Raw genomic sequence first — 20,739 nt, forward strand, 5'->3', positions numbered from 1 at the left:
GGGTGAGGGGGGAGCAGACGTCCACAGAGACGTCAAATGGACCGTGGCGTTGAACATTTTTTCAGCGCCTTTTTTATTTACGCGCGGGAAGGAAATCCCTACGCAAACGTTTTCTTTTTCTGTTAGAATTCGCCCCGAACTGGATGACAGGGCGTTAAATCGTGGGACATATATGGTCTGGATTGATTACGCCATCATTGCGGTGATTGGTTTTTCCTGTCTGGTTAGCCTGATCCGTGGCTTTGTTCGTGAAGCGTTATCGCTGGTGACATGGGGCTGTGCTTTCTTTGTCGCCAGTCATTACTACACTTACCTGTCTGTCTGGTTCACGGGCTTTGAAGATGAACTGGTCCGAAATGGAATCGCTATCGCGGTGCTGTTTATCGCAACGCTGATTGTCGGCGCTATCGTGAATTACGTGATAGGTCAGCTGGTCGAGAAAACCGGTCTGTCAGGAACGGACAGGGTGCTCGGGATCTGTTTCGGGGCGTTACGAGGCGTGCTGATTGTGGCCGCGATCCTGTTCTTCCTGGATACCTTTACCGGGTTCTCCAAAAGCGAAGACTGGCAAAAATCGCAGCTCATTCCAGAGTTCAGCTTCATCATCAGATGGTTCTTTGACTATCTGCAAAGCTCGTCGAGTTTTTTGCCCAGGGCATAAACCCTGAGATGTGGCTTAACGAGGAAAAGACGAATGTGCGGTATTGTCGGTATCGCCGGTTTCATGCCGGTAAACCAGTCGATTTATGACGCGTTAACGGTGCTTCAGCACCGTGGGCAGGATGCTGCGGGTATCATCACCATTGATGCAAACAACTGCTTCCGTTTACGCAAGGCGAATGGCCTGGTAAACGATGTGTTTGAAGCCCGCCATATGCAGCGTCTGCAAGGTAATATGGGGATCGGTCACGTTCGTTATCCTACTGCTGGCAGTTCCAGCGCCTCTGAGGCACAGCCTTTCTACGTCAACTCACCGTATGGCATCACCCTTGCTCATAACGGCAACCTGACCAACGCGCATGAGCTGCGTAAAAAGCTGTTCGAAGAGAAACGTCGCCACATTAACACCACCTCTGATTCTGAAATCCTGCTCAATGTGTTCGCCAGCGAGCTGGATAACTTCCGTCACTACCCGCTGGAAGCAGACAACATCTTTGCTGCGATTGCCGCGACAAACCGCCAGATCCGCGGCGCATACGCCTGCGTAGCGATGATCATCGGTCACGGCATGGTGGCCTTCCGCGATCCAAACGGCATTCGTCCACTGGTGCTCGGCAAACGCGACCTCGGCGATGGCCGTACCGAATATATGGTTGCCTCTGAGAGCGTGGCGCTGGATACCCTGGGCTTTGAGTTCCTGCGTGACGTTGCGCCAGGCGAAGCGGTCTATATCACCGAGAAGGGCCAGCTGTTTACCCGCCAGTGTGCCGATAACCCGGTCAGCAACCCGTGCCTGTTTGAATACGTTTACTTTGCCCGTCCGGATTCCTTCATCGACAAGATTTCCGTCTACAGCGCGCGCGTCAACATGGGCACGAAGCTGGGCGAGAAGATTGCCCGCGAGTGGGACGATCTCGACATCGACGTGGTTATTCCTATCCCGGAAACCTCCTGCGATATCGCGCTGGAGATCGCCCGCATTCTGGACAAGCCATACCGTCAGGGCTTCGTGAAGAACCGCTACGTTGGCCGCACCTTTATCATGCCGGGCCAGCACCTGCGCCGTAAGTCCGTGCGCCGCAAGCTGAACGCCAACCGCGCGGAATTCCGCGACAAGAACGTTCTGCTGGTGGATGACTCCATCGTTCGCGGCACCACCTCTGAGCAGATTATCGAGATGGCGCGCGAAGCGGGTGCGAAGAAAGTCTACCTGGCCTCTGCTGCGCCGGAGATTCGCTTCCCGAACGTGTACGGCATCGATATGCCAACCGCCAACGAGCTGATCGCTCACGGGCGTGAAGTGGATGAAATTCGCCAGATCATCGGTGCCGACGGCCTGATTTTCCAGGATCTGAACGATCTCATCGACGCGGTGCGTGCCGAGAACCCGGAAATTCAGCAGTTTGAATGCTCCGTGTTCAACGGTATTTACGTGACCAAAGACGTTGACCAGCAGTACCTCGACTATCTTGATTCTCTGCGCAACGACGATGCGAAAGCCGTTCAGATGCAGAACGATCTTGAAAGCTTAGAGATGCACAACGAAGGTTGATGGTCCGGCAGGTGAGGGCGAACGCCCTCACTTGCAACTCCCCGCAAAATCCTGCACAGTCTGCCCTGAAATCAGTAAGGGCGAAAATCATGAAACGACTCATTGTTGGGCTTAGCGGCGCCAGCGGCGCGATTTACGGCGTACGTCTGTTACAGGTTCTGCGTAACGTGGCGGAAGTTGAGACCCATCTGGTGATGAGCCAGGCGGCGCGGCAGACCCTCTCTCTGGAAACCGATCTCTCCCTGCGTGATGTTCAGGCACTGGCGGACGTGGTTCACGATGCCCGTGATATCGCCGCCAGCATCTCCTCAGGCTCGTTTAAAACGGCCGGCATGGTTATCCTGCCCTGTTCCATTAAAACGCTCTCAGGCATTGTGAACAGCTATACCGATACCCTGGTAACGCGCGCGGCGGATGTGGTGCTGAAGGAGCGTCGTCCCCTGGTGCTCTGCGTGCGGGAAACGCCGCTGCACCTCGGCCACCTGCGTTTGATGACCCAGGCCGCTGAGCTTGGTGCCATCATCATGCCGCCGGTACCGGCGTTTTATCATCGCCCGACCTCGCTGGATGACGTGATTAATCAGACCGTTAACCGCGTGCTGGATCAGTTTGACATCGACCTGCCTGAAGATCTCTTCATCCGCTGGCAAGGGGCCTGATTCTGTGCACAAACAGAGTGCATGAAAAGAGACGTTGCCCTGTTTCAGGGCAATTATGCAACGGCGATCATATCCTCGACATTTAATTCGTTTTTTCCCTTTTTCTCTTTCCGGTTCGTTCGGCAGACCTGCTATCTTTCACCATTAAGGCAATATCGCAACGTTTTATTAACATATTTAACGTCGAAGTTTTGACCAGACGGCAATGTGGCATAAGACCTGCAAGATGAAGCCTGCAACACAACACACAACACAATACATAATAAAATCACGGTACTTGAGGGTAAATGTATGAAGAAGACGGTTCTGGCTCTGTCTTTGCTCGTGGGGTTAAGTGCGGCAGCAGGTAGCTACGCAGCGCTTCCACAGACGGTTCGTATCGGTACAGACGCAACCTACGCGCCATTCTCTTCCAAGGATGCGAAAGGCGATTTCGTGGGGTTTGATATCGATCTGGGAAATGAAATGTGCAAACGCATTGCGGTGAAATGCACATGGGTGGGCAGCGACTTTGACGCGTTAATCCCGTCGCTGAAAGCCAAGAAAATCGACGCCATTATCTCTTCTCTCTCCATCACCGAAAAACGCCAGCAGGAGATTGCCTTCTCTGACAAGCTCTACGCCGCGGATTCTCGCCTGATTGCGCCGAAAGGTTCCCCGATTAAGCCAACCATCGACTCGCTGAAAGGCAAGCATGTTGGCGTGCTTCAGGGCTCGACTCAGGAAGGTTATGCCAATGCCACCTGGCGTGAAAAGGGTGTAGACGTGGTGGCTTACCAGAACCAGGATCTGATTTACTCTGACCTGGCCGCAGGCCGTCTGGATGCCGCATTCCAGGATGAAGTTGCCGCGAGCGAAGGCTTCCTGAAACAGCCTGCGGGTAAAGACTATGCGTTTGCAGGCCCGTCGGTAAAAGACAAAAAATACTTTGGCGACGGCACCGGTATTGGCCTGCGTAAGGATGATACCGAGCTGAAAGCCGCCTTCGACAAAGCGTTTGCAGAGCTGCGTAAAGACGGTACTTACGACAAACTGGCGAAGAAATACTTCGACTTCAACGTATACGGTGAATAGTAGCTGGCGCTAACGCACCGCAAAGGTGCGTTACGGGAGCGGTTGACCCAATGCGGTGCATTTGTTGCACCGTATTGGATCGCTTTGTGCATACTTACGCATTTATAATGCAAAAATTCCCGCCTGAAGGGCATTAGTCTTTGCCTGACAGAGGGGATTGATGGCACATTAGCACCACCCCGTCGTCGTAAAAATCCCGTATGAAGACAGTTTGTTGAGGACAAATATGAAAAAACTCGTGTTGTCACTATCTCTGGTGCTGGCCTTTTCCAGCGCCACCGCGGCATTCGCAGCCATTCCGCAGAAAATTCGGATTGGTACCGATCCAACCTATGCGCCGTTCGAATCGAAGAATTCAAAGGGTGAACTGGTCGGTTTTGACATCGATCTGGCCAATGAGCTGTGCAAACGCATCAAAGCACAGTGTACCTACGTTGAGAACCCGCTGGATGCGCTGATCCCGTCCCTGAAAGCGAAAAAAATCGACGTGATTATGTCCTCGCTATCCATCACCGAAAAACGCCAGCAGGAGATTGCCTTCACAGACAAACTCTACGCGGCCGATTCTCGTCTGGTGGTGGCTAAATCCTCTGACGTTCAGCCAACGCTGGAGTCCCTGAAAGGCAAACGCGTCGGCGTGCTGCAGGGCACCACGCAGGAAACCTACGGCAACGAACACTGGGCGCCGAAGGGGATTGAAATCGTCTCCTACCAGGGCCAGGAAAATATCTACGCTGACCTGACGGCAGGCCGAATTGATGCGGCATTCCAGGATGAAGTCGCGGCAAGCGAAGGCTTCCTGAAAACGCCGGTGGGTAAAGATTACAAGTTTGGCGGCCCGTCCATTAAGGACGTGAAGTTGTTTGGTGTGGGCACCGGTATGGGCCTGCGCAAAGAAGACAACGAGCTTCGCGAGGCGCTGAACAAAGCGTTTGCTGAAATGCGCGCTGACGGCACCTACGACAAGCTGGCGAAAAAGTACTTTGATTTTAATGTTTACGGCGGCTAATCGCCCCGTCAAATAACGTGCGGCCCCTCCCGCTGCGGGAGGGGATAAGACACGGTTCCACCACTCACGATACGACAGGGCTCGCGGTATGCTGTACGGATTTTCTGGCGTTATTTTACAGGGCGCGCTTGTCACCCTTGAGCTGGCTATCAGCTCCGTGGTGCTGGCGGTGCTGATAGGTCTGGCAGGCGCAGGGGCGAAGCTTTCGGCTAACAAACCGCTGGCGCTAATTTTTGAAGGCTACACCACGCTTATTCGCGGCGTTCCCGATCTGGTGCTGATGCTGCTTATCTTTTACGGTCTGCAGATTGCGCTGAATAGCGTAACGGACGCGATGGGCATGGGACAAATTGATATCGACCCGATGGTGGCCGGTATTATTACCCTCGGTTTTATCTACGGTGCCTACTTCACCGAAACCTTCCGCGGCGCTTACATGGCCGTGCCGAAGGGCCACATTGAGGCGGCAACCGCATTTGGTTTTACCTCTTCACAAACGTTTCGTCGGATTATGTTCCCGGCCATGATGCGCTACGCGCTGCCGGGTATCGGCAACAACTGGCAGGTTATCCTCAAAGCGACAGCGCTGGTCTCGCTGCTCGGTCTGGAAGACGTCGTTAAAGCGACTCAGCTGGCGGGCAAGAGCACCTGGGAGCCGTTCTATTTTGCGGTGGTCTGCGGCGTGATTTATCTGGTCTTTACGACCGTCTCCAATGGTGTGCTGCTTCTGCTCGAGCGTCGCTACTCCGTGGGTGTGAAGAGGGCTGACCTGTGATTGAGATTATTCAGGAATACTGGAAATCCCTGCTGTGGACGGATGGCTACCGCTTTACCGGCGTTGCTATTACGCTCTGGCTGCTGATTTCCTCCGTGGTGATGGGCGGCGTTCTGGCGGTGTTTCTTGCCATTGGCCGCGTGTCGAACAATAAATTTATCCAGTTCCCGATCTGGCTGTTTACCTACGTGTTTCGCGGTACGCCGCTGTACGTGCAGCTGCTGGTGTTCTATTCGGGGATGTATACGCTTGAGATCGTAAAAGGCACTGAGATGCTGAATGCGTTCTTCCGCAGCGGTCTGAACTGTACGGTGCTGGCGTTGACGCTCAACACCTGCGCCTACACCACCGAGATTTTCGCCGGGGCAATTCGCTCTGTCCCTTACGGTGAGATTGAAGCGGCGCGCGCGTACGGCTTTTCCTCAGTGAAGCTTTATCGCTGCATTATTCTGCCGTCGGCACTGCGTATCGCGCTACCGGCGTACAGTAACGAAGTCATTTTGATGCTGCACTCCACCGCGCTCGCCTTTACCGCGACGGTGCCGGATCTGCTCAAAATCGCGCGCGATATTAACTCCGCGACCTATCAGCCGTTTACCGCGTTTGGCATTGCGGCGGTGCTCTATTTAATTATCTCTTATGTTTTGATTAGCCTGTTCCGTAAGGCTGAAAAACGCTGGTTGCAGCATATAAAACCTTCTTCGACGCACTGAGAAAGATGATGGCTGAGAACAAATTAAACGTTATTGATTTGCACAAACGCTACGGCGAACATGAAGTGCTGAAAGGGGTGTCGCTGCAGGCTAATGCAGGCGATGTAATCAGTATCATCGGCTCATCCGGCTCGGGTAAAAGTACCTTCCTGCGCTGCATCAACTTCCTCGAAAAGCCGAGCGAAGGCTCGATTGTGGTGAGCGGGCAGAATATTAACCTGGTCCGTGACAAAGACGGCCAGCTGAAGGTCGCGGATAAAAACCAGCTGCGCCTGCTGCGCACGCGCCTGACGATGGTGTTCCAGCACTTCAATCTCTGGAGCCACATGACGGTGCTGGAGAACGTGATGGAAGCGCCGATTCAGGTGCTGGGCCTGAGCAAGCAGGAAGCCCGCGAGCGCGCGGTGAAATACCTGGCGAAAGTGGGTATCGACGAGCGCCAGCAGATGAAATACCCGGTGCATCTCTCCGGCGGTCAGCAGCAGCGCGTCTCCATCGCGCGCGCGCTGGCGATGGAGCCCGAAGTGCTGCTGTTCGACGAACCGACCTCCGCGCTGGACCCGGAACTCGTTGGCGAAGTGCTGCGCATCATGCAGAAGCTGGCCGAAGAGGGCAAAACGATGGTGGTGGTGACGCACGAGATGGGCTTCGCCCGTAACGTCTCGAACCACGTGATTTTCCTGCATCAGGGGAAAATTGAAGAGCAGGGCCACCCGGACGAGGTGCTGGCGAACCCGCAAAGTCCGCGTTTACAGCAGTTCCTGAAGGGATCTCTGAAGTAAAGAGGGCATCAGCCCGCAGTGCAGCCCAATCGCCCGGTGGCGCTTCGCTTACCGGGCCTACAAAAACCGTAGGCCGGGCAAGCGCAGTGCCGCCCGGCATTCAGGCCGCACCGCACTCCAGCCGATACACCCAGTCGTCATAGCGCACGCCGTCAATTTCATACGCCTTTTCCAGCATCTGCGTACGCACAAACCCTGCTTTCTCCAGCACCCGCACCGAACCGCCGTTGTCCGCCAGCACATATGCGTTAATCGCTTTTACGCTGGTCTGGTTGAACGCATAGTCACACACCGCGCGCAGCGCCTCGCTGGCAATCCCTTTTCCCTGCGCGGCAGGCACAACCGTATAGCCGATGTCGGCCTCTTCACGATTCTCAGGGCTGATTTGCAGGCCAATATCGCCCAGCGGCGTATCGTCCTCCAGAGAGCGGATCACGAAGACATGCTCCGCCATCAGCCTTGCGGCAAACACGCGTCGGGTCTCTTTTTCCGGCGCGATGGCGGCCATGTAGCGCATGATGCGGCGGTCTTCGCGCAGCGAGCGGAAGAAGGCCCAGTCGGTGGGTTCGAAAGGAGTGAGGTGAAGCCGGGGAGTGGTGATTGTTGCCATTGTTACGCCATTTCTTCGGAACATGGCCTGTCACTGTAACATATTCACCGCACCACATCCCCCAGCGCCTCTTCTAATTCATACCAGCGGAACGCAAAGCCGGCCGCTTCCAGACGCTTTGGCAGCGCCCGCTGTCCGCCTAATACCAGCACAGAGGCTTCACCCATCATCAGGCGAATGACCGTCGCAGGTACGCGTAAAATCGCCGGGCGGTGCAGGGCATGCCCCAGCGCGTGGGCAAACTGTTCGTTACGCACCGGATACGGCGCAACCATGTTAAACGGCCCGCGCAGATCGTTATCCAGCAGCCAGAGAATACCGTTGACCATATCGTCGATATGGATCCACGCCAGATATTGACGCCCGTTGCCAATTGGCCCGCCGAGCCCCAGCCTGAAGGGAGGAAGCATTTTACCCAGAATGCCGCCTTTCGGCGCAAGCACGACGCCGGTTCGCAGCAGGCAGACACGGGTACGATCGCTTTGCGCTGCAGAGGCGATACGCTCCCACTGGGCGCAGAGCTTATGGGTAAACTCGTTATGGGGCGGCTCTTCCTCGGTTACCACCACCTCACCGAGATCGCCGTAATAGCCCACCGCTGAACCCGAAATCAGCACCGAAGGCGGGGTGTGGCTATTGCGGATCAGCTCGACCAGCTTTTCGGTAATGTTCCACCGGCTGCTGCATAACAGCTGTTTTTGCTCTTCCGTCCAGCGCTTATCGGCGATGGGTTCACCCGCGAGGTTAATGACGGCGTCGAAGCCGTCCAGATTTTGCTGCTCGGCCAGATTTTTCCAGATATCGATACCCGCCCCCAGCACCTGGCGCGCCTTCTCCGGGCTGCGCGTAACCACGGTAATGTCGTGATGCAAGGCCTGCAGACGCGCAATCAGGTGACGACCAATCAGGCCTGTACCGCCGGTCAGCAAAATCTTCATACAACCTCCAGGTTTACGCCTGGCGTCGCCAGCTTAACGTCATGGAGACGGAATCGGCGTAGCGCAGGGCGTGAAGTTTATCGATCTCAACTTCAGCATAAGTGACCCAGTGATGTTCGCGTGCGATATCGAGCACATCCTGAGTTAATTTTTCCAACAGAGAGAAGCGGTTATTCTCCACGTACTGAATGATGTTTTTGGTTATTGTGCGGTAGTTCAGCGCGTCGTTGATGTCTTCGCTGGCCCGCGCTTTGTCTGCGGGGTAGTGAATCACCACGTTAATGACAATATCCTGACGGTTGGCGATCTCTTCCTCTTTGATACCGATGAAGGTACGCAAGCGTAAATTTTTTATACGAATAACAGCATCTGGCTGTGACATTGCAGGTCTTCTCCGTGTCAGTATTTCCTGCTCATCATACATGAGAGGCTCGCGGGCACCCAGCCTCATAGAGGGTTAAATCTGCTGGATTTTTTGCATCGCCCGCTCGGTGGCCGGGCGGGTTCGAATGCGCTCAAACCAGTTGTTCACCGCCGGGTAAGAGGCCAGGTCAATGCGGTGTTTTTCATGCGTATTCACCCACGGCCAGCAGGCGATATCGGCAATACTGTAATGATCGCCGCCGAGCCACGGCGTTTTCTCCAGCCGACGGTTCAGAACGTCATACAGCCGTTGAGTCTCAACCTGATAGCGTTCTATCGCATAAGGAATGGGCTGCGGGGCGTAAGCGGTAAAGTGATGGTTTTGACCCAGCATGGGCCCCAGCCCGCTCGCCTGCCAGAAGAGCCATTGCAGGGTATGGTGACGCTCGCGCAGTTCGCCGCTCAGCAGTTTGCCGGTTTTCTCCGCCAGGTAGAGCAAAATTTCACCGGATTCAAACAGGCTCAGCGGTCTGCCCCCGTCCGTCGGCTGGTTATCAATAATGGCCGGGATTTTATTATTCGGCGAGATAGCCAGAAAGAGAGGGCTGAACTGATCGCCTTTGCTGATATCCACGCGAATGATCCTGTAATCCAGCTCGGCTTCTTCAAGAAAGAGGGTGATCTTATGGCCGTTTGGGGTAGGGGCGTAATAAAGGTCGATCATTCTCAACTCCTGTCCATGCGAATAGTGGTGCCATGACAAATGAGTATAGGTGGTTGTTGTAAATCGTGAGTTTTCATCAAGTGACAGCGAGGCAAAGAGATTATATGTTGAGTAAAAACCGATCAGCCTATGAGGATGTTATGAACCAGCCCGTCATCACGTTGTGGTCCGATGCGAATTTCTTTTCTCCCTATGTTATGAGCGTATACGTTGCGCTGGCCGAAAAAGGACTCACTTTTACGCTGAAGACCGTCGATCTTGACGGCGGTGAACATCTTAAACCGCAGTGGCAGGGTTACGACCTGACCCGGCGCGTGCCGGTGCTGGAGATTGACGGTTTTGCCCTGAGTGAATCGTCGGCAATCGATGAATATCTGGAAGATCGGTTCGCGCCGCCTGAGTGGGAACGCATCTATCCTCACGACCTGCAAAAACGCGCGCGGGCGCGGCAGATCCAGGCGTGGCTGCGTAGCGATCTGGTGCCGATTCGCGTGGAACGCTCAACGGACGTCGTGTTCGCCGGGGTGAAAAAGCCAGCGCTCAGCGCTGAAGGCCGTGAAAGCGCGCAAAAACTGATTGAAACCGCCACCTCGCTGCTCGCACACGGCAACCCGAACCTGTTCGGCGAGTGGTGCATTGCCGACGCCGATCTGGCGTTGATGCTTAACCGCCTGATCCTCAACGGCGATGAGGTGCCGCAGCTGCTGGTGGATTATGCCGCGTTTCAGTGGCAGCGCGCCTCCGTGCAGCGCTATGTGGCACTCTCGGCCAAGCGCGCGGGCTGATAAGCCCTGACGCTTCAGGTATGATGGGGGCAGTCTGTTTTCCCGAGGAGTGACTGATGAAACTGATGTTTGCGTCGGATATCCATGGATCGCTGCCCGCTACCGAGCGTGTCCTCTCCCTGTTTGCACAAAGCGGCGCGCAGTGGCTGATTATTCTGGGTGATGTGCTCAATCACGGCCCGCGCAACGCGCTGCCGGAGGGCTATGCCCCTGCGCTGGTCGCGGAAAAGCTTAACCCGTTTGCCTCGCGCATTATCGCCGTTCGCGGCAATTGCGACAGCGAAGTGGACCAGATGCTGCTGCATTTTCCCCTTACCGCGCCATGGCAACAGGTGCTGCTGGAACAAAGCCGCCTGTTCCTGACCCATGGGCATCTTTTTAGCCCGGATAATCTCCCGGCGCTCGCGGCTGGCGATGTCCTGGTTTACGGTCATACTCATATTCCGGTTGCTGAAAAGCGCGGTGAGATTTATCACTTTAACCCGGGTTCGGTCAGCATACCGAAAGGCGGATACCCTGCGAGCTATGGCATGCTGGATGGAAATACCCTGAGCGTTATCGCACTTAATGATCAGCAAGTTATTGCGCAGGTAGCGATTAATCCGTAAGTTACACCTCAACTGCAAACGCGCCGAAAGAGCGCTTAGAAGAGAAGGTTTCCCGATGGTGGAGCAGAGTCATTTGGCAAGTACAGAGTGGGTTGACATTGTCAGCGAAGAGAATGAAGTGATCGCGCAGGCCAGCCGCGAACAAATGCGTGCGGAGCGTCTGCGCCACCGCGCAACGTACATCGTTGTGCATGACGGTATGGGCAAAATTCTGGTCCAGCGCCGTACGGATACCAAAGATTTTCTCCCGGGTATGCTGGATGCCACCGCTGGTGGGGTTGTCCAGGCAGATGAAGTGCTGCTGGATTCCGCGCGTCGTGAAGCGGAAGAGGAGTTAGGTATTGCCGGCGTGCCGTTTGCCGAGCACGGTCAGTTCTATTTCGAAGACGAAAACTGCCGCGTCTGGGGCGGGCTGTTTAGCTGCGTTTCTCACGGCCCGTTCGCCCTGCAGGAAGAAGAGGTGAGCGAAGTCAGCTGGATGACGCCGGAAGAGATCACCGCGCGCTGCGACGAGTTTACGCCAGATTCGTTAAAAGCGCTGGCGCTGTGGATGACCCGCAACGCCAAAAACGAATCGACCAAATCAGAAAAAGAGGAAGAGGCTGAGTAAGATTCAGCAACTCTCTCTCAGACACAGACTGGACGCGATGGGCTTTTGATCGCGCCAGTCACCGTCATTCAGACGCTCCAGCAGCGCTTTCCCGGCTTCAATTCCAATCTTACGATGCGGCACCGCCATCGTCGTCAGCGGCGGCTGACAGACGCGGCTCACGTCGCTATCGCCAAAGCCGACCACCGCCAGATCGTCCGGCACCTTGATTCGCCTGCGCTGGCATTCGTACAGCGCGCCGCATGCCAGTTCATCAGACACGCAAACCAGCGCATCCAGCTCTGGCCATGCCAGCAAAAACTCAGGCAACTGCGCGGCACCCGTGGAGAAGCTCGGCGGCATCGCCGCGTTTATGACCCGGTTCGGCGACATATGGTGGCGAAGCATGGCTTTGTACCAGCCCTGCAAATGCTGCTGGAAAATCCACTGCTCCTGGTTGGCGCACAGCAGGCCAATATTTTGATAGCCGCGCTTAATCACCATTTCCGTAAGTTCATACATGGCCGCTACGTTATCAATCCCGATATTCATATCAATCGGGTCGGCGCGCATGGCGCCCATCTCCATCACCGGAATAGAGGCGTTTTTCAGCCAGTGGCGAACGGTGTCGGTATGTTCAACGCTGAGCAGGATAGCGGCGGCAATATTCGATGCCAGCAGCGTTTCCAGCAACTTCTCCTCCTGCTCCAGGCGATGCTGGGATTCTGCCAGCATGATCTGATACCCGGCAGGCTGTAGCACCTGCTGTAGCCCGGCGAACATCTCCGAGCAGCCGGCTTCGGAGAGATTAGGCACCACCATTGCTATCGTCCATGACGACGCCGAGGCCAGCGCGCTGGCGGCAAGATTAGGCATATAGCCCAGCTCCTGCACGGCAGCTTCAATTTTTTCTCGTAGTTTATCGGAAACCTGTTCGGGCGTGCGGAGTGCACGGGACACGGTCATCGTGCCCACACCGGCAAGCTGTGCGACATCGGCGAGTGTCACTTTACCAGTACTGCGCCGTTTTCGGGTTAGAGACATACACCTTCCTGCTGACCAGACGCGTTCTTCATTTCCTTCGCTTCACGTGACAGGCAGTATACGCCTTAAATCCCTTTTTTTGCTGTGATTTAGCACCGTGATTGCAATTTGATAGCGCTATCACATTTCTGCATGTTAACCATTGGTAGCGCTATCTTTGTGATCGCGATCGCAGTCATCCAGCGATGTGTTGAATAAAGTTTGCTCATCTTCAAGCGTGTAGCGGGAGTGAAAAATGCTCAAAAAATGGATATATGATACAACCATCACGCTGCAGGATAGCGTGGAAAACTGGCCGCAGGCGCTGGAGCTGTGCGCGAGGCCGCTGCTGGATTTGCAGGTGATTGATCCTGAATACGTCACCGCCATCATCCAGCAGCACCACACGTTAGGAACTTATTATGTGCTGGCACCGGGGCTGGCTATGCCGCATGCGCGGCCGGAGGAAGGCGCCAAAGGACTGGGGTTGTCTTTATTAAAACTAAAACAGGGCATCTCGTTTGGTGCCGGTGAGTTTGACCCTGTCGACGTCATTATTATGCTCGCGGCACCCGACAAAAATAGCCATATTGAGATGATCTCTTCGCTGGCTGAATTATTTTCCAGCGATGCAGATATGGCGGAACTGCATCAGGCGAATACCCTGGAGGAAATTAAAACGATTATTGACCGCTTCTGATTTAATTCTTTAATCCGATTATTCACAACATTACGCGCCAGCGTGATGGGGCGTGCTCTACTCAAAATAAGGGGACAACAATGAAAATCATGGCTATTTGCGGCTCCGGCCTGGGCAGCAGTTTTATGGTCGAAATGAATATTAAAAAGGTGCTTAAAAAGCTGGAGATTGAGGCTGAGGTTGAACATTCCGATCTCTCCTCGGCCACGCCGGGCGCAGCCGATCTTTTCGTGATGGCAAAAGACATTGCGGCCAGCGCCAGCGTGCCGGAAAGCCAGCTGGTGGTGATTAACAACATCATCGACATCAACGAACTTGAAGCGCAGCTGCGCGCCTGGTTCGACAGACAATAACCCTGATAAGGCGAGGTGGATATGTTTATCCTTGAAACGCTGAATTTCGTTGTTGATATTTTAAAAGTCCCTTCGGTGCTGGTCGGTTTAATTGCGTTAATTGGTCTGGTTGCGCAGAAAAAAGCGTTTTCGGACGTGGTGAAAGGGACGATTAAAACCATTCTCGGCTTTATTGTGCTGGGCGGCGGGGCCACGGTGCTGGTGGGGTCGTTAAATCCTTTGGGCGGTATGTTTGAGCACGCCTTTACGATCCAGGGCATTATTCCAAACAATGAAGCGATTGTGTCTATCGCGCTGGAAAAATACGGTGCAGCGACCGCGCTGATTATGGCCTTCGGCATGGTGGCGAATATCATCGTCGCGCGCTTTACTCGCCTTAAGTACATCTTCCTGACCGGACACCACACGTTTTACATGGCGTGCATGATTGGCGTGATCCTGACGGTCGCGGGCTTTGAGGGCGTGGGTCTGGTCTTTACCGGCTCGCTGATCCTCGGCCTGATCATGGCCTTCTTCCCGGCGATTGCCCAGCGCTACATGAAGCGCATTACCGGCAACGACGAGATTGCCTTCGGCCACTTCGGCACGCTGGGCTACGTGCTGTCCGGCTGGATTGGCAGCAAGGTCGGCAAAGGCTCCCGCTCAACCGAAGAGATGAACCTGCCGAAGAACCTGAGCTTCCTGCGCGACAGCTCGATCTCCATCTCCCTGACCATGATGATTATCTACCTCATCCTGGCGGTGAGCGCCGGGCGCGAGTACGTGGAGGCCACCTTCAGCGGCGGCCAGAACTATCTGGTCTACGCCATCATCATGGCGATCACCTTTGCGGCGGGCGTGTTCATCATCCTGCAGGGCGTGCGCCTGATTCTGGCGGAGATCGTTCCGGCCTTTACCGGCTTCTCGGAGAAACTGGTGCCGAACGCGCGTCCTGCGCTGGACTGCCCGGTGGTGTATCCCTATGCGCCAAACGCGGTGCTGATTGGCTTCCTGTTCAGCTTCCTCGGCGGGATTGTGGGGTTGTTGATCTGCGGTCAGTTTAGCTGGGTGCTGATCCTCCCGGGCGTCGTGCCGCACTTCTTCACCGGCGCAACGGCGGGCGTGTTCGGTAACGCCACCGGTGGACGTCGCGGGGCAATGATTGGCGCCTTTGCTAACGGCCTGCTGATCACCTTCCTGCCGGTCCTGCTGCTGCCGGTGCTGGGCGCCATTGGCTTTGCCAACACCACCTTCTCGGACGCCGACTTCGGCGCGGTCGGGATTGTCCTCGGTAACCTGGCGCGCTTCCTGTCGCCGCTTGCCATCACCGGACTGGTTGTGGCGTTGTTCGCGCTGCTGGTGGCGTACAACGTCTTCGCGAAAAACAAACCTGCGGGCGGTAACGCGCAGGAAAACACCGGAGCCAAATCATGAATGAGAAAGAGATAACCGAACTCGCGCGTCAGATCCGTCTTGAGACGCTGAAGTCCCTGACGCAGCTGGGCTTTGGGCACTACGGCGGCAGTATGTCGGTGGTTGAAACCCTGGCCGTGCTTTACGGCGCGGTGATGAAAATCGACCCGGCGGATCCGGACTGGCCGGAGCGAGACTATTTTGTCCTGTCGAAAGGTCATGCGGGCCCGGCGCTCTACAGCACGCTGGCAATCAAAGGCTACTTCCCGGTGGAAGAGCTGAGCACCCTGAACCAGAACGGCACGCGCCTGCCAAGCCACCCGGACCGTCTGAAAACGCGCGGCGTGGACGCCACCACCGGTTCGCTGGGGCAGGGGATCTCCATTGCTGGCGGTATGGCGCTCTCGCACAGGCTGGCGGGGCGGCCGAATCGGGTCTTCTGCATCGTCGGTGACGGCGAGCTGAACGAGGGGCAGTGCTGGGAGGCGTTCCAGTTTATCGCCCACCATCGCCTCAACAACCTGACGGTGTTCGTGGACTGGAACAAACAGCAGCTCGACGGCGAGCTGGACGAGATCATCAGCGCTTTCGACCTGGAGGGGAAATTCCGCGCCTTTGGCTTTGACGTGGCGACGGTGAAGGGCGACGACATTCCGGGTCTGCTGGCAGTAACGTCGCGGGTTCCGGCTGCCGATGCGCGTCCGTTAGTCGTCATCCTCGACAGCATTAAAGGGCAGGGGGTGCCGTACCTGGAGCAGCTCAGCAACTCGCACCACCTGCGACTGACCGCCGAGAGCAAAGCGGCCCTCAACGAGACGATTCGCCAACTGGAGGCTTCACATGATTAAGGTTGCGCCGGCAGGACAGAAAGACGCCGTTGAGATGCGTAAGGTCTACGCGGGCTTCGTGGCAAAGCAGATTGAGGCAGGAAGCGAGATTATCGCCCTGGAGGCGGATCTGATGAGCTCAATGGCGATGGACGGCGTGGCGCGCGATTATCCGCAGCACGTGATTAACTGCGGCATTATGGAGGCCAACGTCATCGGCACCGCGGCGGGGCTGTCGCTTACCGGGCGTAAGCCGTTCGTGCATACCTTCACCGCGTTTGCCAGCCGTCGCTGCTTCGACCAGCTGTTTATGTCTCTGGACTATCAGCGCAACAACGTAAAGGTGATTGCCTCGGATGCGGGCGTGACGGCCTGCCACAACGGCGGAACGCATATGTCGTTTGAGGATATGGGCATTGTTCGCGGTCTGGCGCACTCGGTGGTGCTGGAGGTGACCGACGCGGTGATGTTCGAGGACGTGCTGCGCCAGCTTATCGACCTCGAAGGCTTCTACTGGGTGCGGACCATTCGTAAGCAGGCGCCGAGCGTGTATGCCCCGGGCTCAACCTTCACCATCGGAAAAGGCAACGTGCTGCGCGAAGGAACCGATATTACCCTGATTGCCAATGGCATCATGGTGGCGGAAGCGCTGGAAGCGGCGCGCCAGCTGGAGCAGGAGGGGGTAAGCGCGGCGGTTATCGACATGTTTACCCTGAAGCCTATCGACCGGATGCTGGTGAAAAACTACGCCGAGAAAACCGGACGCATCGTCACCTGTGAAAATCACAGCATTCACAACGGCCTGGGATCGGCGGTGGCAGAAGTGCTGGTGGAAACCTGCCCGGTACCGATGCGGCGGGTGGGCGTCAAGGAGCGCTACGGTCAGGTAGGGACGCAGGATTTCCTGCAGAAGGAGTATGGCCTGACGGCACATGACATTGTGTCGGCGGCGAGAGAGCTGCTGTAAATAAAAAAGGCGACCGGTTAAGTGGTCGCCTTTCTTGCCGGATGGCGCTTCGCTTATCCGGCCTACAAAACCGTAGGCCCGGTAAGCGCTAGCGCCACCGGGCTTTTTAGCTTACTGCTGCTGCTGTGAAGACTGGATCGCGGTCAGAGCGATGGTATAGACGATATCGTCAACCAGCGCGCCACGGGACAGGTCGTTCACAGGTTTGCGCATACCCTGCAGCATTGGCCCGATGGAGATCAGGTCTGCAGAACGCTGTACCGCTTTGTAGGTGGTGTTACCGGTGTTCAGATCCGGGAAGATGAACACGGTAGCGCGACCTGCAACCGGAGAGTTCGGCGCTTTGGATTTCGCGACGTCGGCCATAACGGCGGCGTCGTACTGCAGAGGGCCATCGATCATCAGGTCAGGACGTTTTTCCTGTGCCAGACGGGTCGCTTCACGCACTTTCTCTACGTCGCTACCTGCACCAGAGGTACCGGTGGAGTAGGAGAGCATTGCGACGCGCGGTTCGATACCGAAGGCAATCGCAGAGTCCGCGGACTGGATAGCGATTTCTGCCAGCTGTTCTGCGGTTGGATCCGGGTTGATCGCGCAGTCGCCGTAAACGTAAACCTGTTCAGGCAGCAGCATGAAGAACACGGAAGAAACCAGAGAGCTGCCTGGAGCGGTTTTGATCAGCTGCAGCGGTGGACGGATGGTGTTCGCCGTGGTGTGAACCGCACCGGAAACCAGACCGTCAACTTCGTCCTGCTCCAGCATCAGCGTACCCAGCACCACGTTGTCTTCCAGCTGTTCGCGCGCAACGGCTTCGGTCATGCCCTTGCTCTTACGCAGCTCAACCAGACGGGCAACGTAGCTTTCGCGAACCACTTCAGGGTCAACGATTTCGATGCCAGCGCCCAGCTCAACGCCTTGAGACGCCGCAACGCGGGTGATCTCATCCGGGTTACCCAGCAGCACGCAGGTCGCGATGCCGCGCTCGGCACAGATAGCAGCCGCTTTAACGGTACGTGGTTCGTCGCCTTCTGGCAGAACAACGCGTTTGCCCGCTTTACGCGCCAGCTCGGTCAGCTGGTAACGGAATGCTGGAGGAGACAGACGGCGGCTGCGCTCGGAGGTCGCGGTCAGGGATTCGATCCAGTCTGCGTTGATGTAGCCCGCAACGTATTCCTGAACTTTCTCGATACGCTCGTGGTCATCAACCGGTACTTCCAGGTTGAAGCTCTGCAGGCTCAGGGAGGTCTGCCAGGTGTTGGTGTTCACCATGAAGACCGGCAGGCCGGTCGCAAATGCGCGTTCGCAAAGCTTGCTGACGCGTGGGTCCATCTCGTAGGCACCGGTCAGCAGGATCGCACCGATTTCCACACCGTTCATTGCGGCCAGGCAGGCTGCAACCAGAACGTCAGGACGGTCTGCGGAGGTCACCAGCAGGGAACCAGCGCGGAAGTGTTCCAGCATGTGCGGAATGCTGCGCGCACAGAAGGTCACGGACTTCACGCGGCGGGTGTTGATATCGCCTTCGTTAACCACGGTAGCGTTCAGGTGACGCGCCATATCGATGGCACGGGTGGCAATCAGATCGAAGCTCCATGGCACCGCGCCCAGCACTGGCAGCGGGCTGGATTCCTGCAGCTTAGCCGGGTCAACTTTGACAACTTTCGCTTTGGAAGAGTCGTCGAAGATCTCGGACAGGTCAGGGCGAGTACGGCCCTGCTCATCCACCGGTGCGTTCAGTTTGTTCACGATCACGCCGGTGATGCTGGTGTTTTTCGCGCCGCCGAAGCTGCTGCGCGTCAGTTCGATACGCTCGTTCAGCTGCTCTGGGGTGTCGGTGCCCTGAGACATCACGAAAACGATCTCTGCGTTCAGGGTTTTCGCGATTTCAAAGTTCAGAGACTGGGCAAACTGGTGTTTGCGCGTCGGGACCAGGCCTTCAACCAGCACCACTTCCGCGTCTTGCGCGTTAGCATGGTAGTTGGCGATGATCTCTTCCATCAGCACGTCTTTCTGGTTGCTGGACAGCAGAGATTCAACGTGGCTCATCTTCAGCGGTTCAGCCGCTGGCAGATTGGAGTTCTTGCGAACGATAGTGGTGGTCTGGTCTGGCGCATCGCCACCGGCACGTGGCTGGGCGATTGGCTTAAAGACGCTCAGACGAACGCCTTTGCGTTCCATAGCACGGATAACGCCAAGGCTGACGCTGGTCAGGCCGACGCTGGTTCCGGTAGGGATCAGCATAATAGTACGGGACACGGTTTATCCTCTTTCGTTACCGCCGCGATTGGGCGGGTTACAAAACAGCACCGCCAGCATTGCTGGCGGTGTGGAATCAGGCAGTCAGGCGGTGCGCGTCTTGCGCAATGACCAGTTCTTCGTTAGTTGGGATAACGAGAGCAGGGCGGGTGCCTTCTTTGTTGATGAAGCCAGACTTGCCGAAGCGGGCAGCCAGGTTACGCTCGTGATCAACGTCGAAGCCCAGAACGCCCAGTTTGCCCAGGGACAGTTCGCGAACCATTGCCGCGTTCTCACCGATACCACCGGTGAAGATAACCGCGTCCAGACGGCCTTCCATCAGCGCAGTGTAAGAGCCGATGTACTTCGCCAGACGGTGGCAGTAAACGTCCATTGCACGTTTAGCGTCTTCTTTCTCTGCGTAGTTGTCTTCAACGTAACGGCAGTCGCTGGTGACTTCGGTCAGACCCAGCAGGCCAGACTCTTTGGTCAGCATTTTGTTGATCTGGTCAACGCTCATGCCAAGGGTGTCGTGCAGGTGGAAGATGATCGCCGGGTCGATGTCACCGGAACGGGTACCCATCACCAGACCTTCCAGCGGGGTCAGACCCATGGAAGTATCAACACATTTACCGTTGCGGATAGCGGAAACAGAACCACCGTTGCCCAGGTGGCAGGTGATGATGTTCAGTTCTTCAACCGGCTTGTTCAGGACTTTTGCGGCTTCCTGAGTCACATAGAAGTGGCTGGTGCCGTGCGCGCCGTAACGACGTACGCCGTGTTCTTTGTACAGGCTGTATGGCAGGGCATAGAGGTAAGACTCTTCCGGCATGGTCTGATGGAACGCGGTGTCGAATACGGCCACGTTTTTGTCTTTCAGATTCGGGAAGGATTTCAGCGCTTCAGCGATACCGATCAGGTGAGCCGGGTTGTGCAGCGGTGCGAAGGACGCAGAGTCCTTGATGCCCTGGATCACAGAGTCGTCGATGATGACGGAGCTGGTGTATTTTTCGCCGCCGTGGACGATACGGTGACCAATCGCAGTCAGCTGAGCAGACAGTTCTGGTTTTTGTGCCAGAATAGTGTTAACGATAAAGTTCAGCGCTTCACTGTGAGCGGCGCCTGCACCTAAAGCCGCTTCTTGTTTGCTGCCGTCCATCTTCCACTTGATACGTGCTTCAGGCAGATGGAAACATTCGGCCAAACCAGAGAGGTATTCGTCACCGTTGAGCGCATCGATGATGGCGAATTTCAGTGAGGAGCTACCGCAGTTCAGAACCAGTACTAACTTACTCGACATGGAAGTACCTATTATTGATACGTGGCTAAAAAAACGTCAGTGAGTCTAACAGCGTAACGCATGACGACTCAGACATTTATGATTAACATCATGCCAAACGA

23 protein-coding genes are annotated in these 20,739 nt (G+C 56.0%); 16 read left to right on the plus strand and 7 right to left on the minus strand.

The features are described 5' to 3' along the window. Window positions 1-172 precede the first annotated feature (172 nt). The 8 genes from cvpA to hisP all read left to right on the plus strand — a co-directional run bounded on the left by cvpA (window position 173) and on the right by hisP (window position 7,224). The gene (cvpA, locus tag KIF87_RS05380) at window positions 173-661 is read left to right on the plus strand and encodes a colicin V production protein (RefSeq protein ID WP_000262116.1); all 489 of its coding nucleotides are present in this window, start codon (window positions 173-175) and stop codon (window positions 659-661) included. A 33-nt stretch (window positions 662-694) separates the two neighbouring features. After that, window positions 695-2,212, plus strand: a complete 1,518-nt coding sequence (purF, locus tag KIF87_RS05385) for an amidophosphoribosyltransferase (RefSeq protein ID WP_024908947.1) — start codon at window positions 695-697, stop codon at window positions 2,210-2,212. A gap of 89 nt (window positions 2,213-2,301) precedes the next feature. Further along, complete coding sequence (locus tag KIF87_RS05390; RefSeq protein ID WP_032659201.1) at window positions 2,302-2,871, plus strand: UbiX family flavin prenyltransferase; 570 nt, start codon at window positions 2,302-2,304, stop codon at window positions 2,869-2,871. 291 nt (window positions 2,872-3,162) lie between these two features. Further along, the gene (argT, locus tag KIF87_RS05395; protein ID WP_023312560.1) at window positions 3,163-3,945 is read left to right on the plus strand and encodes a lysine/arginine/ornithine ABC transporter substrate-binding protein ArgT; all 783 of its coding nucleotides are present in this window, start codon (window positions 3,163-3,165) and stop codon (window positions 3,943-3,945) included. Between the two features lie 226 nt (window positions 3,946-4,171). Then, window positions 4,172-4,954 (plus strand): histidine ABC transporter substrate-binding protein HisJ, encoded by a 783-nt coding sequence (hisJ, locus tag KIF87_RS05400; protein ID WP_024908950.1) that lies wholly within the window; start codon window positions 4,172-4,174, stop codon window positions 4,952-4,954. An 88-nt stretch (window positions 4,955-5,042) separates the two neighbouring features. After that, window positions 5,043-5,729, plus strand: a complete 687-nt coding sequence (locus KIF87_RS05405) for a histidine ABC transporter permease HisQ (protein WP_014832782.1) — start codon at window positions 5,043-5,045, stop codon at window positions 5,727-5,729. Beyond that, complete coding sequence (locus KIF87_RS05410) at window positions 5,726-6,442, plus strand: ABC transporter permease (protein ID WP_014071132.1); 717 nt, start codon at window positions 5,726-5,728, stop codon at window positions 6,440-6,442. The genes KIF87_RS05405 and KIF87_RS05410 overlap by 4 nt, the downstream gene beginning before the upstream one ends. Window positions 6,443-6,450: 8 nt before the next feature. Next, entirely contained in the window at window positions 6,451-7,224 is a 774-nt protein-coding gene (gene hisP / locus KIF87_RS05415) for a histidine ABC transporter ATP-binding protein HisP (RefSeq protein WP_045354320.1), read from the plus strand. Window positions 7,225-7,324: 100 nt separating this feature from the next. Here hisP and KIF87_RS05420 read toward each other — a convergent pair whose 3' ends face one another. From KIF87_RS05420 to yfcG, 4 genes are all read right to left on the minus strand, one after another. Next, window positions 7,325-7,834 carry a GNAT family N-acetyltransferase gene (locus KIF87_RS05420; RefSeq protein WP_213328134.1) on the minus strand — a complete coding sequence of 170 codons (510 nt, stop codon included), beginning with the start codon at window positions 7,832-7,834 and terminating at the stop codon, window positions 7,325-7,327. Between the two features lie 44 nt (window positions 7,835-7,878). After that, window positions 7,879-8,772, minus strand: a complete 894-nt coding sequence (locus KIF87_RS05425) for a TIGR01777 family oxidoreductase (protein ID WP_213328135.1) — start codon at window positions 8,770-8,772, stop codon at window positions 7,879-7,881. Between the two features lie 13 nt (window positions 8,773-8,785). Next, window positions 8,786-9,154: a dihydroneopterin triphosphate 2'-epimerase gene (gene folX / locus KIF87_RS05430; protein ID WP_023336419.1), complete on the minus strand. Its 369-nt coding sequence runs from the start codon at window positions 9,152-9,154 to the stop codon at window positions 8,786-8,788. 75 nt (window positions 9,155-9,229) lie between these two features. Further along, window positions 9,230-9,859 (minus strand): GSH-dependent disulfide bond oxidoreductase, encoded by a 630-nt coding sequence (yfcG, locus tag KIF87_RS05435; protein WP_213328136.1) that lies wholly within the window; start codon window positions 9,857-9,859, stop codon window positions 9,230-9,232. Window positions 9,860-9,999: 140 nt separating this feature from the next. On the opposite strand from yfcG, the gene yfcF reads away from it, so the two are divergent. The 3 genes from yfcF to yfcD are packed head-to-tail and all read left to right on the plus strand — an operon-like array spanning window position 10,000 to window position 11,862. Beyond that, window positions 10,000-10,644: a glutathione transferase gene (gene yfcF / locus KIF87_RS05440; RefSeq protein ID WP_032643441.1), complete on the plus strand. Its 645-nt coding sequence runs from the start codon at window positions 10,000-10,002 to the stop codon at window positions 10,642-10,644. A gap of 56 nt (window positions 10,645-10,700) precedes the next feature. Next, on the plus strand, window positions 10,701-11,252 hold the full coding sequence (yfcE, locus tag KIF87_RS05445) for a phosphodiesterase (RefSeq protein WP_213328137.1): 552 nt from the start codon (window positions 10,701-10,703) through the stop codon (window positions 11,250-11,252). Between the two features lie 55 nt (window positions 11,253-11,307). After that, entirely contained in the window at window positions 11,308-11,862 is a 555-nt protein-coding gene (yfcD, locus tag KIF87_RS05450) for an NUDIX hydrolase YfcD (protein ID WP_023312551.1), read from the plus strand. Between the two features lie 3 nt (window positions 11,863-11,865). Here the strand turns inward: yfcD and KIF87_RS05455 are convergent, their stop codons facing one another. Then, window positions 11,866-12,885, minus strand: a complete 1,020-nt coding sequence (locus KIF87_RS05455; RefSeq protein ID WP_029741925.1) for a LacI family DNA-binding transcriptional regulator — start codon at window positions 12,883-12,885, stop codon at window positions 11,866-11,868. Window positions 12,886-13,120: 235 nt separating this feature from the next. Here KIF87_RS05455 and KIF87_RS05460 point away from each other — a divergent pair, with 235 nt between their 5' ends. From KIF87_RS05460 to KIF87_RS05480, 5 genes are all read left to right on the plus strand, one after another. Beyond that, a complete protein-coding gene (locus KIF87_RS05460) occupies window positions 13,121-13,564 on the plus strand; it encodes a PTS sugar transporter subunit IIA (RefSeq protein WP_213328138.1) in 444 nt (147 codons plus the stop codon). A gap of 80 nt (window positions 13,565-13,644) precedes the next feature. After that, window positions 13,645-13,917, plus strand: coding sequence for a PTS sugar transporter subunit IIB (locus KIF87_RS05465; RefSeq protein ID WP_023336413.1), 273 nt, complete (start codon window positions 13,645-13,647; stop codon window positions 13,915-13,917). 21 nt (window positions 13,918-13,938) lie between these two features. Further along, window positions 13,939-15,330: a PTS ascorbate transporter subunit IIC gene (locus KIF87_RS05470; protein ID WP_032659183.1), complete on the plus strand. Its 1,392-nt coding sequence runs from the start codon at window positions 13,939-13,941 to the stop codon at window positions 15,328-15,330. Continuing rightward, window positions 15,327-16,157 carry a transketolase gene (locus KIF87_RS05475; RefSeq protein WP_045354309.1) on the plus strand — a complete coding sequence of 277 codons (831 nt, stop codon included), beginning with the start codon at window positions 15,327-15,329 and terminating at the stop codon, window positions 16,155-16,157. Before KIF87_RS05470 ends, KIF87_RS05475 begins: the two co-directional genes overlap by 4 nt. Beyond that, window positions 16,150-17,103, plus strand: coding sequence for a transketolase family protein (locus KIF87_RS05480; RefSeq protein WP_048992666.1), 954 nt, complete (start codon window positions 16,150-16,152; stop codon window positions 17,101-17,103). Before KIF87_RS05475 ends, KIF87_RS05480 begins: the two co-directional genes overlap by 8 nt. Before the next feature lie 111 nt (window positions 17,104-17,214). On the opposite strand, the gene pta is transcribed toward KIF87_RS05480, so the two are convergent. Both pta and ackA read right to left on the minus strand, forming a co-directional pair. Further along, the gene (gene pta / locus KIF87_RS05485; RefSeq protein ID WP_213328139.1) at window positions 17,215-19,359 is read right to left on the minus strand and encodes a phosphate acetyltransferase; all 2,145 of its coding nucleotides are present in this window, start codon (window positions 19,357-19,359) and stop codon (window positions 17,215-17,217) included. 76 nt (window positions 19,360-19,435) lie between these two features. Next, window positions 19,436-20,638 carry an acetate kinase gene (gene ackA, locus KIF87_RS05490; RefSeq protein ID WP_213328140.1) on the minus strand — a complete coding sequence of 401 codons (1,203 nt, stop codon included), beginning with the start codon at window positions 20,636-20,638 and terminating at the stop codon, window positions 19,436-19,438. Between the last annotated feature and the right edge of the window lie 101 nt (window positions 20,639-20,739).

This window comes from Enterobacter sp. 120016 (assembly GCF_018383635.1).
GTDB classification, from domain to species: domain Bacteria; phylum Pseudomonadota; class Gammaproteobacteria; order Enterobacterales; family Enterobacteriaceae; genus Enterobacter; species Enterobacter asburiae_D.